Genomic DNA, 20,037 nt, shown 5'->3' on the forward strand with positions numbered 1-20,037 from the left:
TATCAAGCAAGGAGCTAAACAGTCCACCCGCTGGAGACGGTTCGGACTCTCCTTCCACGATCCGGGGATTTCAGGGATTTTTCGGGGATTTCGGGAATTTGAAAGGCGCAACTACTCCTTCTTCATCGCATGTCCGCCGAACTCGTTGCGCAGCGCGGACAGCAGCTTGTCGGAGAACGAATCAGAATCACGCGATTGCAATCGTTGCAACAACGACAAGGTAATGACAGGCGCGGCGACGTTCAGGTCTATGGCCTCGGCTACTGTCCAGCGTCCCTCTCCGGAATCGGCAACATAGGGTGCAATGCCGTCGAGGTCCGGATTTTTTCCCAGCGCAGCGGCGGTCAGATCGAGCAGCCAGGATTGAACCACACTGCCATAGCGCCAGATTTCCGCCACCTGGTGCAAGTCCAGCTTGAATTCTTCCTTATGGTGCATGATTGCAAAACCTTCGCCGTAAGCCTGCATTATTCCGTACTCGATACCATTGTGGACCATTTTGGTAAAATGACCCGCGCCGCATGGACCAACGTGACCCCATCCTTTATTTGGGCCGGGAGCAAGAGTCTCAAAGAGGGGTCGCAGGCGTGCCACCACGGCATCCTCGCCACCCACCATAATACTGTAGCCGTTTTCAAGACCCCAGACACCGCCGCTGGTGCCCGCATCGACATAGTGAATCTTGTGTGTTTTGAGCATTTCTGCCCGGCGCAGGGTATCCTTGTAATCCGAGTTTCCGCCATCGATGATAACGTCATCAGCCTCCAGCAGCGGCATCAAAATGCCGATGGTTTCATCCACCGGTTTTCCTGACGGGATCATCAGCCAGATGATGCGCTGCGGCTTCAACTTGCTGACCAGATCCTCCACCGAGGAGGCGGCGATGAGGCCTTTTTCTTCCAACTGCTTCATCGTATCAGTGCTGCGAGCGTAACCGGCCACCTGGTGTCCCGCCTGCATTAGCCGTTGCGACATCGCGCCTCCCATTCGTCCCAATCCAATCATTCCCAGTTCCATGACCCCTCCCTTGGTAATTGTTCTCTGCTGAATAATAATCTTGAACCGGTTCAGGCAGTCTGGTCGCTGGTAGTGAGAATCTCCTGGCGCTTTTTCTTCAGTGAAGCAAGCAGCTTGTCGTAGGATGCAGCGAACGAATCCACCCCATCATTTTGGAGTTTTTCGGTAACTGCGTTGAGATCGATTCCCAGTTTTTTAAGCTGTGCGACGTCGGCTTCAGCTTGTGCAAGTCCTTTTCCAAGGGTTTCGCTAGCCCGCCCATGATCCCGGAATGCTTCCAGCGTTTTGAGTGGTAGCGTATTGACGGTATCGGGGCCGACCAATTCCTCGACGTACAGCACATCTGAATATGCGGGATTTTTTGTGCTGGTGCTGGCCCACAATGGCCGCTGAACATGCACGCCTTTTTTGCGCCAGGAATCAAATGGCTCTCCGTAAAATGTCTCACGGAAGCGTTGATAGGCAAGTTTGGCATTGGCAATAGCAATTTTCCCGCGCAAGGCGAGCGCTTCCTGGGTCCCGATCTTTTCCAGCATGGGATCGATTACGTTATCCACCCGACTGACGAAAAACGAGGCGACCGAAACAGGCCATATCTTGTTTCCGCCGGGTGAATAGGCGTCACGGCGTTCAAGTCCCGTGATGTACGCATGTGCCACGGCATCATAGTGGCGTAGAGAGAACATCAGGGTGACATTGACGTTGATGCCTTCGCTTATCAGTTGCTCGATTGCTGGAATTCCCTCGTGGGTACCGGGGATTTTAATCATGAGGTTGGGCCGCTCTACGGCTTGCCATAAGCGCTTGGCTTCCGCGATACTGCCTCCGGTATCACGTCCCAGGTGGGGTGATACCTCCAGGCTGACGTATCCGTCTCCACCATGGGTTTCATCATATACGGGCCGCAACACATCTGCGGCCATGCGAATATCTTCGATAGCCAGCGCCTCGAACAGGGTCTTTTCGGTTTGTTTTTCATTGGCCCGCAATAGCTGGCGCAACGCATTGTCGTAAGCATCGCTGTGCCCGATTGCCTGCTCGAAAATAGTGGGATTGCTTGTCAGGCCGTGCAGCTTGTCCTCGGTTACCAGGCGCTGCAGTTGCCCGCTCTTGATGAGATCCCGGCTGATCGAATCCAGCCAGACGGATTGTCCGCATTGCAATAGCTGTTCCAACGGGTTCATGTATTGTCCTCCGAAAGCGTAGCGCCGCTGCAGTGAGCGGCGGAGTGGATTACGTCATGGATTCGGAAATCCAGTATTCCATGACGGGAGCGCGCTAATCTTGCTGTTTTTTGTGTGCGTGCAGGGATTGTAGTGAGTTCCCCAAGTAAAGCACAAAGTTAGGACAACGCAATTGCTTTACCATTCAAATTTATTTTCGGGACAAGCTCTTGGAGAACCGCGTATAGAAAAAGATAAGGTCAAAAGTGATTTTTCCATTCCCGGATGGCGGCAAATACGCTGACACGGTCGTTTAGCGGTTTTCCTGCATGGACGCTGGCGCTTTCGATGATTTCCGCTTCAGTACAGCGCAGGAACGGATTGGTCGCTTTTTCCAGCGCAATGGTGGAGGGCAGGGTGGGCAGGCCTTCGTTACGCAACTTTTCGGCTTCCACTTCCCGCTTCGCCAGCGCTTGATTGCCGGGTTCGACTGTTCTTGCGAAGCGGATATTGCTGAGCGTGTATTCATGGCCGCAATAGATCAGCGTGTCCTTGGGCAAATCCGCCAGTTTTTCCAGCGAGTCGACCATTTGCTGCGCTGTACCTTCGAACAATCGTCCGCACCCGCAACCAAACAGGGTATCACCACAAAAGAGCATGTTTGCGCCATAATAGGCGATGTGTCCGGAGGTGTGACCAGGGATATCGAGCACGCGGAAGCTGAGTGAGAATTCCGGAAGATATACACAGCCTTCTTCGTTTTCTATATCACTGCATTCCTTGAGACGATGGGTGAGCGTCGGAATCGATTCTTTCGCCGGACCAAAGACGGGTACGGCAAATTCCCGCAACAGTTCAGCGTTTCCGCCGACGTGATCGGGATGGTGATGAGTATTGAGAATGGCGATGAGCTTCAGCTTTTCGCGGCTCAGATAATCCAGGACAGGGGACGCATCACCAGGGTCTATAACGGCAGCATGGTAATGATCGCGGATGAGCCAGATGTAATTGTCCTTGAAAGCGTGAATCGGAACGATATTGGGAGTAGTAGTCATGATAGGCGCTATTCAGGTATTTTGGGGCGGCTAGCAGCCGGCGCAGGTGCCCGAAGGGTGAGCAACAAGTCAGGCAGATATTTCTGCTGATTCATGAGCTGAGCGATTTTACATGATCGAGTCATAGACACTCCTGGTTGAACGCCAGTTGACGTTAAATATGCAAACCAAAAGTATAGTCGAGTGGTTTGAAACCTGCCTGGGTCAGTATCTGCTGGAACGGGAGCAAAAATATTTCGATAAGGCAGTGGCAAACGTGTTCGGTTACAACGCCATGCAGATCGGGTTTCCGCAATACGATTTCCTGCACACAAACCGCATCCCACTCAAGTTTTGTGCGGCCCCTGAAAAAGGAGCCGACGTTCTTGCCGCTCCTGACTTTCTGCCGATCGAAACGAACAGCACCGACCTCGTGCTTATGCCCCATATGCTCGAATTCAGCTCCAATCCTCATCAGATACTCCGTGAGGTGCAGCGGGTATTGATGCCGGAAGGCAACCTGATTGTTTCCGGTTTCAATCCCCGCAGCCTCTGGGGCATAAGAGGCTTGTTCGGCTCGCCGCGAGAGGGGAGTTTTCCGTGGCGGGGCAATTTCATCGCGTTGCCGCGGCTCAAGGACTGGCTGACATTATTGGATTTTGAAATTACAGAAGACCGGCAATGCTGCTACGCACCCCCATTCAGTCAGGAGAAATGGCTGACGCGCTTTCATTTCATGGAAGAGGCAGGCGACCGCTGGGGGCGCTTCTCCGGTGGCGTCTATTTCCTCACCGCAGTCAAGCGTGTTCATGGCATGCGCGTTATCAAGCCTGAATGGAAAGAAGTGCGGGCGCGGAGAAGAGCAATGTCGCCGATTGCACGCAAGATCAAAGGCACAGCCACCGCGAATGAGCCACGCAGGGCTGCACGCATTGAAACTTTACAAGGCGAGAAGTGAAAGCGAAACTTGCCGAGGTAGTCGAAATATTTACCGATGGCGCCTGCAAGGGGAATCCGGGAGTGGGCGGATGGGGAGCCTTGCTGCAATACAACGGGCACAGACGCGAATTATTCGGTGGAGAGAAAATGACCACCAATAATCGCATGGAACTGCTCGCTGTCATTCGAGCGCTGGAAGCGCTGACCAAGTCGTGTGAAGTACGCTTGCACACCGACTCGTTGTATGTACAGAAGGGTATCAGCGAGTGGATACACGCCTGGAAAAAGCGCGATTGGCGTACCGCCGACAAAAAGCCGGTAAAAAATGATGATTTGTGGAGAGAACTCGATCTGCTGACGCAGCGCCACAAAATAGAATGGCTATGGGTGCGGGGGCATTCGGGTCATGATGGCAACGAATATGCCGATATGCTGGCCAACCGGGGGGTGCAGATGGCACTGCGCGGTGTTTCCGCAAATTAGACGGGTAGTCACTCCGATCCATCGTCTGGAAGTCATTCAGCCGGAAGTGATTTTCTGTAAGACAAAGAGGGAAGAGTTAAACCGGAGTGATCATCCGCAATACAAGAGAAGGGCTGGTTGATGCGTCAGATTTTCATAGATACGGAAACCACAGGACTCGAGCCTAAGCTGGGTCATCGAATTATCGAAATCGGAGCGGTGGAGATGATGAGCCGGCGATTGACAGGACGCCGCTTCCATCATTATCTCAATCCGGAACGCGAGATCGAGGAGGGCGCCTTGCAGGTGCATGGAATAACCAGCGAATTTCTTCTGGACAAGCGAAGATTCGCTGACGTCGTGCACGAACTGCTAGAGTTCATCGATGGCGCCGAACTGATCATGCACAATGCAGCGTTCGACGTCGCATTCCTTGACCATGAGCTGGGACGTGCCAACTTGCCGGCTCTCTGCGAATGTTGCCACTCGGTGACCGATACTCTGAAAATGGCGAAAGAGCTGTTTCCCGGTAAAAGGAACAGTCTGGATGCGCTGTGTGAGCGGTACGAGGTGGATAACTCGCGGCGTGCGCTGCACGGTGCGCTGCTGGATGCGGAACTGCTTGCGGAAGTTTATCTTGCCATGACACGCGGGCAGGAGAGCCTTCTCATGGAACTCGAAGCGCCATCGCCGCTTGATCTCAATATCAATTTACATGATTTGCAACTGGTTGTTCTGCCCGCCAGCGCCGAAGAACTGGAAGCGCATGCCCGTCAACTGGAAATGATCGAAAAGGAAAGCAAGGGTAAATGCCTTTGGATGCGGCTTGATCCGGCAGAAGTGTAGTGCTTTGAGGATACAAAGCAAGCATGGCTACGGCGAAACAAAAAGGAAGTAAACCGGCTTCGGGAAGTAAGTCAGTTCTGCCGAGCGATAAATGTATTGTCGGGCATAGTCCGACCTCCTGCCATGGCAGTGAAAAAGTAGACCGGGCTTTGCCCGGGAGTAAAGGTAGATTGAACGAAGCTCTCCTACTGTTAACCTGGAAAGTATTCCGTCAGAAAAGCTCAAGCTGATCGTTTGGTTTTCGCTCTCCCGTTTTTGCTTCCCGGTACTTTCCCTTCGATTTTTCGCTCATGGGTGATTGGACAGCTACTGGATTGACAGAAGGACTGACAGAAGGCGGTCGGAAACGCGAGCTGTCCAGTCCTTTGAATCGGCGTGAATGCGCACTGAGCCCAAGGCGCTCCACCGTTTTGTCGAATCGCTGCTGAATCAGGTCGGCCCAGATGCCCTCGCCGTGCATGCGCTTGCCGAAGCTCGAATCGTAATCCTTGCCTCCTCGCATGTCGCGCAGGCGGTTCATGACCCGGGCAGCGCGATCAGGAAAATGCGCTTCCAGCCACTGCCTGAACAGCGGGCTGATCTCCCATGGCAGGCGCAGCATGACATAGCCTGCATTGATTGCTCCAGCTTCTGCTGCTGCGGTTAATATGCGTTCCAGATCGGATTCTGTGACAAACGGAATCACTGGGGCAACGCTGATGCCGACCGGAATTCCGGCATCGGTCAGTGTGCGAATCGTCCGCAGACGACGTGCCGGAGCGGTTGCCCGAGGTTCGAGCGTGCGCGCAACCGCGGGATCGAGAGTGGTGATTGTCACCGCGGCCACAGCCAGCCGTCTTGAAGCCATGTCGGAGAGCAGGTCGATGTCACGCTCCATCAGCGATGACTTGGAAATCAGCGCGACCGGATGTTCGCACTCGCGCAGCACTTCCAGCACACGTCGTGTCAGCCGCAAGTCGCGCTCGCAGGGCTGGTATGCGTCTGTATTGACGCCGAGCGCGATTGGTTCCGCCACATAGGATTGTTTTGCCAGCTCCCGTCTCAAAAGCTCCGGCGCATTGACCTTGGCGAATATCTTGCTTTCGAAATCCAGCCCGGGCGACAAGCCCAGGTAACTGTGCGTGGGGCGCGCGAAGCAGTAGATGCAGCCGTGCTCGCATCCGCGATAAGGATTGAGCGAAATGCTGAACGGCACATCCGGTGATTGATTGCGGCTCAGTATGGTTTTGGCATGTTCCTCGATGACTTGGGTCTTCCATGTCAAAGCTGTATCCGGCTCGTCATTTTCAGCTTTGTTTCTGTCGCCGGTTCCGATGATACCGCCATTTCCCCAGCCGTCATCGATGGCTTCACGCGTCCATTGCTCGTACCGCCCCTGGAGGTTAGACACCGCTCCTCTCCCTTTTTTTGCTTTCAAGGGCTTCAAGGGCAGCTGCACAAATGGCGGTTCAGCTTCCATGTGTGAATCAGGGTCGGACATGGGAATGCAATAGAAATAGACGTTGTATGGCCATGGTCAGGAAGCGATGAAATCAGGCTCGATCGTCAGGCATATGCTATTCGCTTGCGTTTGGTTTATCGTTTCCGAGGAGCATCGATTTCAGTCCGAGATAGCGCGGAGGCGGCTCGGGGATGGGCTCAGGGGTGAATTTTGCCAGTTCTTCTTCAAGTTGCGTATTGCGCTGCTCCAGGGCAGCCTTGTCTTCCTCCAGTTTGCTCACCTGTCGGCGCAGACGGGTACTCACCCATTGATTCTTGATGAAGCCAGGCCACGAGAGCAATACTGAAATGGTTGCTCCTATGCCCGCTGCAATCACCAGCATCATGGCGAGCGAACTATCGAAGCTCCATATGCCAAACGTCACTGTCACACTCATATCGTTTTGCAGAGCGAATGCGATAGCGAGAATGGCGAGAGCAATAGCGAATATCAAATAATATTGCATGATTTTTTCCCGCAATGGTTGGTCGGTCGGGGATCGGCGGAAACAGGAATAAGCTTAACACTAAACATATTATGTCGAGACAGCCAATTCGTCATTCATGGCGCTACGTCCCGGAAGGCACCACATCAGGTTTATACATGCTATCTTTGAAGAGGAGCGACAGTCAGTTGCTGCCGAACTTTTTCCTTTTCCTGATTAAGCATAATGGATATGACGGCAGACAGCGAGAATGCCGGTCAGCGGAACAAAATGCCAGAAGAGTATCGGGAGATTGCCATGCTGAAGACGCGATCTCAGGGTTCGCAGTAGTTCGTAATAGTCAGGAGGAATTACCCGGACAACATGAAACCTATTATCCTTGCGCTGCTGCTGCTTTTTTCAGGAGTGACAGCTCCGGTGTACGCCCAGGCTGCACCGGACCCCAGCACGAAACCTGATCCCCGATTGACGCAGCTTGAGATAGCTTTGAATCACCTGAGTCAGGAACAACAGGCTGTTTACCAGCAATTCCAGATGATCCAGGAGTTGCGGCGCAACGAAATACAGGATAGTCAGCCACTCACCGTGCAGGGCTATCTGACAATGGGGGGAGTGAAGGATGCGCCGCCGGCAAGTTATGATGACAGCATCAGGCTGCAGCGGGAGCGCACGGAACGCATCCAGCAATACACCCGCGACCTGAGCCAGTTGTATGCCCGTTATGCCGAACTGGGAAATCAGAAGAGGGCACTTCTGGACCAGCTCACAGAACTGGCTCAACAGACACAGGCTGGTCGCTAGGGCTTCTGGCGCGGCTCGTCGCATTCGATTGGAGGCTAACCAGGAGAATATTTCATGGCTATTCCGTTTGATCGCGGGTACTACAAGCAACCATTTGTCAAACTGGTATCGGAGTACCCTGGCGAGGACGTTTATCCTGTAGATGACTTTCGGGCGGAATGGGGTCCCATTTTTCACCGGGGACGGCTGGATGGAAGCGCGCGCGTACTTATCGTAGGGCAGGATCCGGCGCAGCATGAGGCAATCGTACGACGGGTGCTTGTCGGCACGGCCGGAAAACGCGCACAAGGATTCCTCAAGCGGCTCGGTATCACCCGAAGCTACGTCTTCATCAATACCTTCCTCTACAGCGTATATGGCCAGGGCGGAGGAACCCGTCATATCGCAAACCCATTGATTGCCGCTTACCGCAACCGATGGATTGCGGCGATTCTTCATAACGGCTCGATCGAGGCTGTAATCGCATTTGGTGGACTTGCTAATACTGCCTGGCAGGATTGGCTTGCTTCAGCCGCTGCGGCGGAGTTTGGCTCTTCGCCACCCTTCCAGCACTTGACGCACCCTACCTGGCCGCAGAGTTCCGCTCACACTCGCGCGGAACAGGAAGCCGCAACGACGAAAATGCTTGAGAACTGGAACGATGGGTTGCGGGCACTCAAGCCGGCTATACAAAATCCAGATGTGGCGGGCGGGCTGGAATTGTATGGCAGCGCATTTGGCCCGGAGGACCTTCCAGACATCCCGCCGGATGATCTCCCACCCGGCCTGCCCTCATGGATGCGCACCGAAGAGGGCTGGGCAGACCGGAAAGGCGAGACCGTGTTGGACAAGCGCCGTACCATTGTAGTGCGTGTGCCCAAAGGGGTGCTGCCGACTCAAACGTAGCCCGGCTCATTAAACATATTACGGTTTAGCCTTTCGTTCGTTGAATACACATTCCTTCAGCATATGAGCCTGATCGTTGCCGGTCGAATCGTTCCATTGACCAAGGATCGGAAGGTTGCCCAAAGCGAGAATGCAAGCTTCCAGGGCAGGGTATGGATCGGCGATGATGGCCGTATTGCTGCGGTATCCAGGGGCACAGCAGGTGCAGTGACTATAACGAATTCAGCGCGCTCTGCTGAATTCGATAATGCTCCCCTGGTTGATGTGGGTAATGATCTCGTCGTCCCCGGATTTATCGACCTGCATAGCCATCTCGCCTACGCGACGCTTCCCCTCTGGACCGAACCCAATCGCACCGTACCATTCCAGCATCATGATATCTGGCCTACGCGGCCCACCTACCCGGAAAGCATCACCTGGCCGGCTTATGCATTTATCGAGGCTGCACCGGCAGAATTGCTCGCCTACGCGGAAATCCGTGCGCTGGTTGGCGGCGCCACCAGTATACAAGGTTCTCCACCCAGCAACCGCCCATTGGACGGCTGGCTGGTGCGAAATATCGAAGATGAAACGCTCGGTGGAGAAATCGGACGTCATCAAGTGCTTGCATCGACGCTCACCCTCAAACCCGAGCAACTTGGCGCGCGCGCTATCAGCATGCGGCAGGGCGCAACCTTCATTTACCATTGTGCAGAAGGTCGTCCCGGTTCGATCGTCCAGCGTGAATACCGCGCTGCCCACACTGCGGGATGCCTGCAGCGCAGGCTGGTCGCCATTCATACCAATGCTGTCGACTCCGCTTCATACAACACCTGGAGCGATCCGGGTGCAATAGTCTGGTCCCCATTCTCGAATCTGTGGCTGTATGGCACGACCACTGATGTTCCGTCAGCATTGGGACGGGGGATCAGCTTCTGCATAGGATCGGACTGGGGCCCATCCGGGACACGAAACGTACTCGGTGAATTGAAGGTCGCTTCCCTGGTAAGCGAAGCGAAAGGATGGAGCTTCTCTCCCTTCGATCTCGTCAAAATGATTACCGCCAATCCGGGGGATGTGCTGGCCGAAGCATGGCAGCGGCAGGCGGGGCGACTGCAACCCGGAGCACTGGGGGATTTGGTTGTAATTGCCTCCGATGCGGAAGCGGCTTCGCGGCCCGACCCCTTCAAAAGCATTCTTCGCGCTACCGAAGCGGACGTGCGTCTGGTGGTGGTAAATGGAAAGCCGCTTTATGGAACTGAACAACTCATGCAGCAGGCGAGCGCAGCGCAAACGAGCAGGATATCCGTAAATGGCGAAACGCGGCGTCTTGCCCTCACCCGATTTGAGGGTAATGATGAGCCGTGGTCTTATAAGGATGTTCTAAAACGGCTGGAAGAAGTCCGGGATGATCCCAAGGCAGCGATCGAAAGCGCGCGTCGCCTTGCATTTGCCGCCATTCGCACCGGCGCGCCGCCACCATTACGTCTTGCTCTCGATATGCCCACTGGTCGGGTACCTGTAGGCGGCTTGCCAAAAGATTTATCGAAGATCATTGTTCCGCCCATCCAGCCGCTTGAGCATGACGAAGCATTCTTCGCCTCGATTCCCGGGCGCGGGTTTCACGAGGGGTTGCTCGATGGGCTCAGTGAGTTTTACAGCTGATTTTCAGGGTTGATTCGCATGGATGATCAGCACGCTGCTGCCTCTCTTCTTCAGGCCCAGACAGGGCAGCTTCTAAGCGATTTCCTGCTTGGCGAATCTCCAGGCGGCGAACCGAGGAGGAGGGAAAGGGGAAGGGGGGAGCGGCCTGACTTTCGCATTCCCAAAGCACGGGTGCTGGATGGTGGAGAACGTTTACAGATTATCGATACGTTGATTACCGTGATCGGCGGCGTCTATTGTCATCTTCCGCAGAAACGCGCCGCCTACGCGCTTGATCCGGTACAGGCATTGCAACTGCTGCGCGCGCAAGTGGCCGCGTTATCTGAAGGAGAGTTTCACCTGGCGCTGACCTCGATCATCTCGGGTTTGCGTGACGCACACACGCGCTACTCAGGGCCCGGCGCAAAACAGGGAGCGGTAGCAGCGCTGCCTTTCCTGGTAGAGCAGTACGGTCCTTATGACGCCCCCACCTTTGTCGTATCAAAAGTATCAGCACCCGAGTTGATAAAGGATGCCAGCTTTAAAGCAGGGGTGATTCTGGAGAGCTGGAACAGCATACCCTTTGCTCGCGCAGTCGATCTGCACGCGGACCGGGAAACCGGTGGTCGCCCGGATGCGCGACGCGCAAGGGCCCTGGAATCTCTTACTTTCCGCGCGCTGGAGTGCGGGCCGCCGCCGGATGAGATGGCAGTGGATATCGCATACCGCGCTTCACCCCGCGGAATGCTACGGGAGACACGAATCCCATGGCGGGTCGTTCAGCCCGAGCGCGCCCAAATCAACCATCAGCCGGGTTCGCGAGCATCGCGCTATATTGCCGCTGATCCGGCGGCGGAAGCCGTGCGCCGCACGAAGAAGCTCATGTTTTCCGGAAACGTATGGGAGGCCGACCGTAGCGGCACTGCCATCGCACACGACGAGAAGCGGGTAAAGTGGATAAGGACCCGGTTTCAGGATGCATTGGCAGCGCGTATCGTCAAAAACAGCTCATCCGGTGATCTGGGCTATTTGCGTATCTGGAGCTTCGACGTCGAGGATGACGACGCATTCATCGCCGAGGTAATGCGCCTGCTGGACATATTGCCCGATAACGGCCTGATTCTTGACCTGAGGGGGAACCCTGGCGGGCTGATCTGGGCAGCGGAGCGCTTGTTGCAGCTCTTTACGGCAAACACCATAAAACCGGCACGCTTCAGCCTGCTTGCTTCCCCCATGACACGGGCCATGGCGTCCAGTCCTTTCAACCGCATGGAGTTTGAAGCGTGGCTGCCTTCACTTGAGGCAGCAATCGCAACAGGCGAGCCTTACTCGCAACCCCTGCCATTGACGGACCCCGCCTGGTGTAACGATATCGGCCAGAACTACAGCGGGCCTGTCGTATGTGTTGTTGATCCAAATACTTATTCATCGGGCGATCTGTTCGCCGCGGGTTTCGTGGATAATGAAATAGGTCCGGTAGTTTGCGTGGGAGAAGCTACCGGTGCAGGCGGAGCAAATGTCTGGACGCATTTTGACTTGCGCGAAGCCCTGCGGGGAACATCCTTTGAGCTGAGTGTACTGCCCCCGGACGTGGGATACACTCTCGCAATCCGCCGGGCGCTGCGCTGCGGTGCTGCTGACGGGTTGCCGATCGAAGACCTGGGCGTTCCTGGAATCGCGTATGAAATGACACTTGACGATCTGCTCCAAGAAAACCGGGACTTGATCGCATTTTGCGCCGGTCTTCTTTCCGGAATCCCGCGCACGGCGATGAAAGTGCAGATTGACGAGCGTACCGTGAGCATAACAACAAGAGGGCTGGATGAACTGGAAACTTACATGAACGGACGCCCCTTTGAAGCAGTGCGCCGTATCAGCGATGGAGCACTTCAACTGCCCCGGCCTGATGCGGAAATAATCGAGTTTGTTGGCCGTCGCAATGGCGAGATCTGCCAGCGGCGAAGGCTGGGGTTAAATGCCGGCTGAGATGGTGTATCCACAAGGAGGGATTGGAGAAGTCCCCACGACCACGCAAACCACGCAACTGGAAATCCTTGACTGGGAAAGTGTTCTAGCTGCGGATGCAGCGACTGTAGGCGGCAAGGCATGGCATCTCGCACGGTTGAAGCAATTGGGGCTGCCGGTGCCGGAGGGACTGGTTATCCCGGCTGGATGGCGACCTTTGCATGATGATGAGGCGATCCCTCCCGCGATCCCTCCCGAATTGTCGGCAGCATTGCAAAAGGCTCTTACTGCCCGTGGCTGGTTGAATCAGCCGCTGGCAGTACGCTCTTCGGCTGCGGGTGAAGACTCAGCGACGACCTCGTTCGCGGGCATTTACCGTACCTGCCTGAATGTATGCGGTATCGAACAGATACAGCTCGCGGTCCGGGAGGTATGGGCTTCATTATCCTCCCCCACGGCCATTGCTTATCGGCAAAGACTGGGGCAGGACGCATCCATGCCAAGCATGGCAGTAATCATCATGCCGCTGCTGCCTGCCATTGCTTCCGGCATCGCCTTCACCTGCGATCCGATTACCGGACGTGACGACAGGCTCGTCATCCATGCGCAATGGGGGTTGGGCGAATCGCTGGTCGGGGGACAGGCAACTGGCGATGAATATGTTTTTGGCGAAGATTTGCTCGATGATCATTGGGTATTACTGCACGAGCAGATTGGCAGCAAGGCGGCCAAGGCAGTCGCGCGGCCGGAAGGCGGAACGGCAATGGTCGCGACATCCGCCGCCGAAGCAACGGGATCTGTTCTTTCATCCGATCAAGCGCTAACCCTGGCTGAAATGCTGCGGGACGCAGCGGTGGCCCTGGACTTCACCCATCCATTCTATGATCTGGAATGGGTATGGGACGGCGAACGGTTCTGGCTGACCCAGGCCCGGCCAGTGACTGCCCGGCCCCATTACACCTATCCCGCGCTGCAAACCCAGCCGACCTACTGGACGCGGGGCAACACCTGCGAAGTAGTTCCGGAGCCGCTATCACCGATTGATTGGTGCAACGCACGCAGGCTTGTTAACGAACTGCTCACACAGGGTTACATTCTGGCGGGTTATCCATTGCTGCCAGGATTGCAGCGTGCGGGACTTTTCCACGGCCGCCTTTATTTACAGCTTTCCCTGTTGCAATGGGAAGTTTTCGATGCATTAGGGGTAATTCCCCAGCTGACGAATGCGCTGATCGGCGGCAGGCAGCCGGAAATTACGCTGCCGCCTGCAAGTCTCGCGGATAGCTTTGCACGCTTGCGAAGGGCGGTGCGTTATATGCTGCGTTCTCCAGTTCAGCGCCGCCGCGGCCAGCGGGCTGTAGAGCGCGCCATGGCTGAGGCGGCCCAATGGCGCAAGCAGCCGCTTCCCGAGGACGCGGCAGGGCTGCGCGCTGAAATTCTCCGTCATTTTCACGTCGCCCGCAGTGCGGCCGATCTGTTTTTCTTGCAGGGCTCAGGTGGCGGAAGCCTGGCAATGCTGGTCGAGCAGTTGGATAAGTGCTTTCCGGGTGAAGGATATGCATTGGCTACTGCTTTGCTCGCAGGCGGAGAGCCGAGCGTTACCGCCCGCCAGTCGTACGAGCTGATGGCGCTGGCGCGTTTGTGGCGGGAAAACAAGGAGAGCGTGGAAGCTTCCAGTCATCTTCCCCATTCGGAGAACCCCAGGTTTCAGGATGCCTTCAATGAGTTTCTTGAGCGTTACGGGCATCGAGGATTGTATGAAAGTTACTTCCGGAACCCGAGATGGCGGGAGGCGCCGGAATATTTACTATCGCAACTGGAGCAACTGGCCGAGGTGGACGAGGCGGCGTTGCAGGCTCGTCAGAAAGCAGCCGTGGCTGAAGCGCTGGCGCGCATCCGATCCGGCACCCCGTTCTGGAAACGCGCATTTATCCTGAAACTGGCAAAAGCAGCGACGCAGGAATGCAACCAGCGTGAAGCTGCACGCAGCGCCCTGACAGCACTGATGGAGCCGGGACGCAATCTGCTGCTCGCAGCCGGACGCTATCTGGTTGAACGGGGAAGGCTGGTGCAGGAAGCGGATATTTCTCAACTCATGCTCTCCGAGATATTGTGTGTGCTGGATGGCGATATTCCCGAGGCCGGCGTAAGAGCTCGCGTGAGCGAACGGAACAGGCTTTTCGAACAGTGGTCGCGGGAAACAGCACCGGATGTTCTGGTCGAGGCGTCGAAGTATTCAAGGCAGGGCTGGCAGGCACATGAGTCCGCCGCAGTCTCAGCCACAGCCTCAAATAATTCACCTCGCTACCAGGGCATACCGACCGGCACAGGCCTGGCGAGGGGTAAAGCGCGCCTTTTGCTCCACCCGTCCGACGGCTATAAATTGCAACAGGGTGATATTCTGGTTGCTCCCTCCACTGATCCCGGTTGGACGCCGCTTTTCCTAAGAGCGGCAGGATTGATTGTAGAGACGGGCGGTTATCTCTCGCACGGAGCAATCGTTGCCCGTGAGTTTGCTATCCCCGCGGTCGTTAACCTGACAGGAGTGTTGGCCGAACTGAAGGATGGGGATAGAGTGGAAGTCGATGGCATGAGTGGCGTGGTGACGTTGCTTGAACGAAATGGACAGTAACGGACCGCCATGACATCTGGCACCGATTCAGAACTCCTGCTCTGGGATGCTTCTGAAAATCCCCCACGGCTGAATGTGCGTGGCAACTGGACACTCGAAAACTATGCCGCGCTGGGCGAGCAGATCGCCCTGCTCCGGCACCGTTCAGGGAGTCTGGCCGCAGCACGGTGCAACGTAGACCTGGACGGGCTTGCGGCGCTGGATACAGCGGGTGCCGCACGCCTTTACGAACTGCTCGGCGCGGAACTCGTGGGAGAGCTTGCCGCTTCCAGTCCGGCATTGAGCCGCGAACGGAGCGCACTGCTGCTAACGGTGGCCAACGCGATGGGGACTGCCGGCACAGTATCCCAAAAGCGGCAGCGCGGTGCTTTTATCGATATATTTGGTCACGCCGGAGTTGCGCTGGATATCTTCCGGGGGGAAATACTGGCACTGCTGGGCTTTATGGGTTTCACGCTCGATGCGCTGGCCCGCGGCCTGCTGCATCCAGCACGCTGGCGCATGACATCGATCGTGGCGCAAATCCACGAAACCGGCCTGAATGCCGTACCCATCATCGCCCTGCTCAATTTCATGGTGGGCGCCGTGATCGCCTTTCTGGGCGCAACCGTGCTGACCAATTTCGGGGCAAGCATCTACACCGTCAATCTTGTGACCTTCGCCTTCCTGCGGGAGCTGGGCGTCCTGCTTACCGCCATCCTCATGGCTGGCCGCACCGCAAGCACGTTCACCGCTCAGCTCGGCTCCATGAAGATCAACGAGGAGATCGACGCAACACGCGTGCTGGGCCTGAACCCCGCCAACCTGCTGGTGCTGCCGCGCGTGCTGGCATTGTTCGTATCCCTGCCTATCCTCACCTTCGTGGGGATGATCTCGGGAATCCTGGGCGGCGCGCTGGTCTGCGCTCTGCAACTGGATATTTCACTGGCGATGTTCCTCACCATTTTCCAGGATCAGATCGAGCTGCGGCATTTCCTGGTAGGTATGTCCAAGGCACCCGTATTTGCCTTCGTGATCGGGGTCATCGGCTGCCTCGAGGGGCTCAAGGTCAGCGGCAGCGCATTGTCCGTAGGGCAGCATACGACAGCCAGTGTGGTACATTCCATATTCGTCGTCATTTTTCTGGACGCAATGGCGGCACTGTTTTTCATGGAGATGGGATGGTGACGGACGAAGCGCTGTTTCCGCGGAAAGCCGGGCTGGCGAATCCTGACAATCAGGCAACCGGCACTTCGGCGCGAAGCCGTGAAGCGATTATCCAGGTGCGGGGCCTGACCAACCGTTTTGGCAAGCAGCTCGTGCACGACAAGCTGGATCTCGACGTCCATCGCGGCGAGATCCTCGGCGTCATCGGTGGGTCCGGCTCGGGCAAATCGGTCCTGCTGCGCTCCATCGTTGGCTTGCAAACACCCGCTGCGGGCAGTGTGCGTATTCTCGGTACGGATCTGCTCCAGCTCGCGCCCGAACAGCGTGGGTCACTGGAGCAGCGCTTCGGTGTGCTTTTCCAGCGCGGGGCGTTGTTTTCCTCTCTGACCGTCGTGGAAAACATCGCGCTCCCGCTCATCGAAAATGCCGGCCTCATCCGGGCCGATGCCGAGCACCTGGCGATCGTGAAGCTGGCGCTGGCCGGCTTGCCGGCGAATGCAGCCACGAAATATCCATCCTCCCTGTCGGGCGGCATGATCAAGCGGGCGGCGTTGGCGCGCGCGCTTGCACTGGACCCCGATATCCTCTTTCTCGACGAGCCCACCGCTGGACTCGATCCCATCGGCGCGGCGGAATTCGACCAGCTCATCATCACCTTGCGCGATGCACTGGGCCTCACGGTCTTTATCGTGACCCACGACCTCGATACGCTCTATACGATCTGCGACCGCGTTGCGGTGTTGTCGCAGAAACGCGTTCTCGTGGCGGGCCCGCTCGAAACGGTCGAAGCCGCCGAGGATGAATGGGTGCAGGAATATTTTCACGGACCGCGCGGACGCGCCGCCAGCCATGCGGCGGAGACGGGCGATACGGTGGTCAGAGCCAGGGAGATAAGGAGATAACCAATGGAACCGCGCGCGCACCATGTACTGATCGGATTCTTTACCGTTATGACGGTAACGGTCGCACTGCTGTTCACCCTGTGGCTGAGCAAGGCCTCGGGCGACTCCATGCAGCGCTACTACACCGTGGTCTTCAATGAAGCAGTCAGGGGTCTCTCCATAGGCAGCGCCGTTCAATACAGCGGCATCACGGTCGGTGACGTGATCAATCTCGTGCTGGACCCGCGAGACCCTCGCAAAGTGATCGCGCGGGTGCGCGTGCAGGGCAACACGCCGATCAAAGAGGATACCCAGGCACGGCTTGCGCTAACAGGCATCACCGGCAATTCGGTGATCGAATTCAGTGGGGGATCGCCCGACAGCCCCGATCTCGTGGCAAAGGATGACCACAAGGACCCGGTCATCGTGGCCACCCCATCGCCCATCGCCAAACTGCTGGAGCACAGCGACAACATGATGGCCGATGTCACCCAGCTGGTGATGCGCGCCAAAGAGATTCTTTCCCAGGAAAATGCCCAGCGGCTGAGCAGGATGCTGAAGAACCTGGAGCAGACGACCGGGGTGATCGCCAGCCAGAACGATAATGTGCGGGGAATCGTGGGCGAACTGGCTGCCGCCAGCACACAGGCGAATTCCGCCCTGCGGGAAGCTACGCAACTGATAGCGGCAACGAACACCCTCGTGAGCGAGAAGGGCGCTCCAACTCTTGGCAACCTCGATCGCGCCACAGCTTCTTTGGCAAAAGTCAGCGCGTCGGTGGATCAGTTGCTGCTGGAGAATCAGGCCGCGTTGAGCGGGGGCATGCAGGGCATGAATGAACTGGGGCCTGCCCTGCAGGAACTACGTTACACCATGTCTGCACTGGCAAGAACCGTACGCCGGCTCGATGAGAATCCTGCTGCCTACCTCACGGGGCGGGAAAAAATCGAGGAGCTTGAACCATGAACCCAACCCTGGGCGCGAGCTATTTCCGTTTGCACCTGCTCCGCCGTTTCGGGATAGCGACGATACTTCTCTTCGCGTCCTCATGCTCGATATTGCCTGCGACCGAAAACCTGGAAATCTACCAACTGCCTGCTGCCGAGTCTGCCTCCCATTCTTCCGGCGACTCCCTGCCCTGGACGCTGCGCCTTGCAACACCCTACAGCAGCTATATCACGGACAGCCCACGCGTGCTGGCGCTGCGCCAGGGTAACCAGCTCAGTTCGTACAAGGGCATTCGCTGGAGCGATCCCGCGCCGGTTCTGCTGCGCAACCGGCTGGTAGCGGCTTTCCGGGCAGATGGCAGGTTCAATTCCGTCAGCAACGGCAACAGCAGCAACAATCTTGCTACCGACCTGGAGCTTGGTGGCGACCTGAGTGCATTCCAGGTGGAGTACACAAATGACGGGCCGCAGGCCACCATCCGCTTTTACGCCACCCTGTCGCAGCCGCTGCGCAACCGCATCGTGGCAGCACGCAGCTTCGAAATCAGCGAACCCATGCAGAGCCGGGGTACATCGGAAATCATTACAGCTTTCGGCCTGAGCGCCGACAGACTCGCCGCAGAGATCATCGACTGGACAGTGCAGCAGGGCATGGTCCTGCAAACCGGGGCAAAAGAATGAGCCTATGAGCCAAATAGTTCGACATTAACAAGAGTAACAACACTCAGGCATTTCTACTGTGTCACCTGGAAATGTTCCCTGGATTCTCCGATGGAGCTCGTTTCGCTCCGCTCATGGCCTTGAGGTACGCAATGATCTCAGCCGCAACCTGTTCCCTGTTCGAAATTTCTTCCGCAAGCGCCGGCATGTGCGTGTTGTATCGAATGGTCTGCGGCGCCAGTATCCAGCGCTTGAGGTATTCGGGCTTGATGTACTCCACGATACTTTCCGGATAATTGAGCTCCGGCGCCTTGCCGCCCCCATCCCCGTTTACCGTGTGGCACGCCGCACACTGCGTGCGGAAATGATTAAACCCCCGCCGCGCGTCTTCTGAGGATCCAGGTGGTGGAAGCATGTTCGGAAACCTTTCTTTCATCTTGAGGTCGATAGTCTTGATCTGGTAGGGCATATCAGATACCCATGTCTCCAGCAACTCCTTTGAGCCGATATTATCCCAAACCAGGTAGAGCGGACCGAGCGTTACAGCTTCGTCGTTCTGCAGCTTGTTGGTCAATGTGAATGGTCCCTTGTTCTCATTGGCAAAGGCGAAATAACCATCATGATGCAGGAATCTTTTTACAGGCACGCTCGGCTGAAATCCATCGAGCGCAGTAAAGACGATTTCCTGTGCTTTTTCCCAATCCTTGCCGAACACCCCATCGAATACCGCTCTTGCCGGGAATGCACGATAAACCCGATTTCGCCGCTCATGGGGCTCGAACACCTCGAGCGATCGCTCGCGGGCGAGAGGGTGAAGATCATTCACGGAGATAGTCCTGACTGCTTTGCCCTCTTTTTTGAACTCCACCTTGTCAGAATTTTCCGAAAATGAGGTGGCGGGAAACGCAAGGGCGAGAAAGCCTGCGAACAGGAAGAGATATTGCACGACCCTTGGAGCATATATGGGCAAGGAGGCGACAGGTGTCATTGAATTGTAGTAGTTCAGATTTAATCGGACAGTAGGGCCTTGCGAAAAGCGGGGTTACCCGGTTTGATAGAGGTGCGAATCTTTATCAAATTGAGCGCTGAAAGCGCAAAGGAGTAACCCCAT

The 20,037-nt window shown here is 56.4% G+C and carries 18 protein-coding genes; 12 read left to right on the plus strand and 6 right to left on the minus strand.

Features of this window, described 5'->3' with window-relative positions; all coding sequences use genetic code 11:
• Positions 1-111 precede the first annotated feature (111 nt).
• From gnd to gloB, 3 genes are all read right to left on the minus strand, one after another.
• Positions 112-1,017, minus strand: a complete 906-nt coding sequence (gene gnd / locus AC52W5_RS15380; RefSeq protein ID WP_074974469.1) for a phosphogluconate dehydrogenase (NAD(+)-dependent, decarboxylating) — start codon at positions 1,015-1,017, stop codon at positions 112-114.
• A gap of 50 nt (positions 1,018-1,067) precedes the next feature.
• The gene (gene tal, locus AC52W5_RS15385; RefSeq protein WP_495671647.1) at positions 1,068-2,201 is read right to left on the minus strand and encodes a transaldolase; all 1,134 of its coding nucleotides are present in this window, start codon (positions 2,199-2,201) and stop codon (positions 1,068-1,070) included.
• A 239-nt stretch (positions 2,202-2,440) separates the two neighbouring features.
• Positions 2,441-3,235, minus strand: coding sequence for a hydroxyacylglutathione hydrolase (gene gloB / locus AC52W5_RS15390; protein WP_495671648.1), 795 nt, complete (start codon positions 3,233-3,235; stop codon positions 2,441-2,443).
• Positions 3,236-3,395: 160 nt separating this feature from the next.
• On the opposite strand from gloB, the gene AC52W5_RS15395 reads away from it, so the two are divergent.
• The 3 genes from AC52W5_RS15395 (at position 3,396) to dnaQ (ending at position 5,461) form a co-directional block, all read left to right on the plus strand.
• Positions 3,396-4,172, plus strand: a complete 777-nt coding sequence (locus tag AC52W5_RS15395; protein WP_495671649.1) for a class I SAM-dependent methyltransferase — start codon at positions 3,396-3,398, stop codon at positions 4,170-4,172.
• Positions 4,169-4,636: a ribonuclease HI gene (gene rnhA / locus AC52W5_RS15400; RefSeq protein WP_107762882.1), complete on the plus strand. Its 468-nt coding sequence runs from the start codon at positions 4,169-4,171 to the stop codon at positions 4,634-4,636. Before AC52W5_RS15395 ends, rnhA begins: the two co-directional genes overlap by 4 nt.
• Positions 4,637-4,756: 120 nt before the next feature.
• Positions 4,757-5,461: a DNA polymerase III subunit epsilon gene (gene dnaQ, locus AC52W5_RS15405; protein ID WP_074974473.1), complete on the plus strand. Its 705-nt coding sequence runs from the start codon at positions 4,757-4,759 to the stop codon at positions 5,459-5,461.
• 211 nt (positions 5,462-5,672) lie between these two features.
• On the opposite strand, the gene AC52W5_RS15410 is transcribed toward dnaQ, so the two are convergent.
• Entirely contained in the window at positions 5,673-6,941 is a 1,269-nt protein-coding gene (locus AC52W5_RS15410) for a PA0069 family radical SAM protein (RefSeq protein WP_495671650.1), read from the minus strand.
• Positions 6,942-7,017: 76 nt separating this feature from the next.
• A complete protein-coding gene (locus AC52W5_RS15415; RefSeq protein WP_113067300.1) occupies positions 7,018-7,407 on the minus strand; it encodes a lipopolysaccharide assembly protein LapA domain-containing protein in 390 nt (129 codons plus the stop codon).
• 342 nt (positions 7,408-7,749) lie between these two features.
• Here AC52W5_RS15415 and AC52W5_RS15420 point away from each other — a divergent pair, with 342 nt between their 5' ends.
• The 9 genes from AC52W5_RS15420 to AC52W5_RS15460 all read left to right on the plus strand — a co-directional run bounded on the left by AC52W5_RS15420 (position 7,750) and on the right by AC52W5_RS15460 (position 18,947).
• Positions 7,750-8,187: a hypothetical protein gene (locus AC52W5_RS15420; RefSeq protein WP_495671651.1), complete on the plus strand. Its 438-nt coding sequence runs from the start codon at positions 7,750-7,752 to the stop codon at positions 8,185-8,187.
• Between the two features lie 54 nt (positions 8,188-8,241).
• The gene (locus AC52W5_RS15425; RefSeq protein ID WP_113067298.1) at positions 8,242-9,072 is read left to right on the plus strand and encodes a uracil-DNA glycosylase family protein; all 831 of its coding nucleotides are present in this window, start codon (positions 8,242-8,244) and stop codon (positions 9,070-9,072) included.
• Between the two features lie 63 nt (positions 9,073-9,135).
• Positions 9,136-10,716 (plus strand): amidohydrolase family protein, encoded by a 1,581-nt coding sequence (locus AC52W5_RS15430; protein WP_495671652.1) that lies wholly within the window; start codon positions 9,136-9,138, stop codon positions 10,714-10,716.
• A gap of 18 nt (positions 10,717-10,734) precedes the next feature.
• Positions 10,735-12,681 (plus strand): S41 family peptidase, encoded by a 1,947-nt coding sequence (locus AC52W5_RS15435; RefSeq protein ID WP_495671653.1) that lies wholly within the window; start codon positions 10,735-10,737, stop codon positions 12,679-12,681.
• Positions 12,671-15,292, plus strand: coding sequence for a PEP/pyruvate-binding domain-containing protein (locus AC52W5_RS15440; protein ID WP_495671654.1), 2,622 nt, complete (start codon positions 12,671-12,673; stop codon positions 15,290-15,292). Before AC52W5_RS15435 ends, AC52W5_RS15440 begins: the two co-directional genes overlap by 11 nt.
• Positions 15,293-15,301: 9 nt before the next feature.
• Positions 15,302-16,459, plus strand: a complete 1,158-nt coding sequence (locus AC52W5_RS15445) for an MlaE family ABC transporter permease (RefSeq protein ID WP_495671655.1) — start codon at positions 15,302-15,304, stop codon at positions 16,457-16,459.
• Positions 16,453-17,340, plus strand: a complete 888-nt coding sequence (locus AC52W5_RS15450; RefSeq protein WP_495671656.1) for an ABC transporter ATP-binding protein — start codon at positions 16,453-16,455, stop codon at positions 17,338-17,340. Before AC52W5_RS15445 ends, AC52W5_RS15450 begins: the two co-directional genes overlap by 7 nt.
• A 3-nt stretch (positions 17,341-17,343) precedes the next feature.
• Complete coding sequence (locus AC52W5_RS15455) at positions 17,344-18,285, plus strand: MlaD family protein (protein WP_495671657.1); 942 nt, start codon at positions 17,344-17,346, stop codon at positions 18,283-18,285.
• Positions 18,282-18,947, plus strand: a complete 666-nt coding sequence (locus AC52W5_RS15460; RefSeq protein ID WP_495671658.1) for an ABC-type transport auxiliary lipoprotein family protein — start codon at positions 18,282-18,284, stop codon at positions 18,945-18,947. Before AC52W5_RS15455 ends, AC52W5_RS15460 begins: the two co-directional genes overlap by 4 nt.
• A gap of 61 nt (positions 18,948-19,008) precedes the next feature.
• Here the strand turns inward: AC52W5_RS15460 and AC52W5_RS15465 are convergent, their stop codons facing one another.
• On the minus strand, positions 19,009-19,872 hold the full coding sequence (locus AC52W5_RS15465; RefSeq protein WP_495671659.1) for a c-type cytochrome: 864 nt from the start codon (positions 19,870-19,872) through the stop codon (positions 19,009-19,011).
• Positions 19,873-20,037: the final 165 nt, after the last annotated feature.

This window comes from Nitrosospira sp. CT (assembly GCF_059489795.1).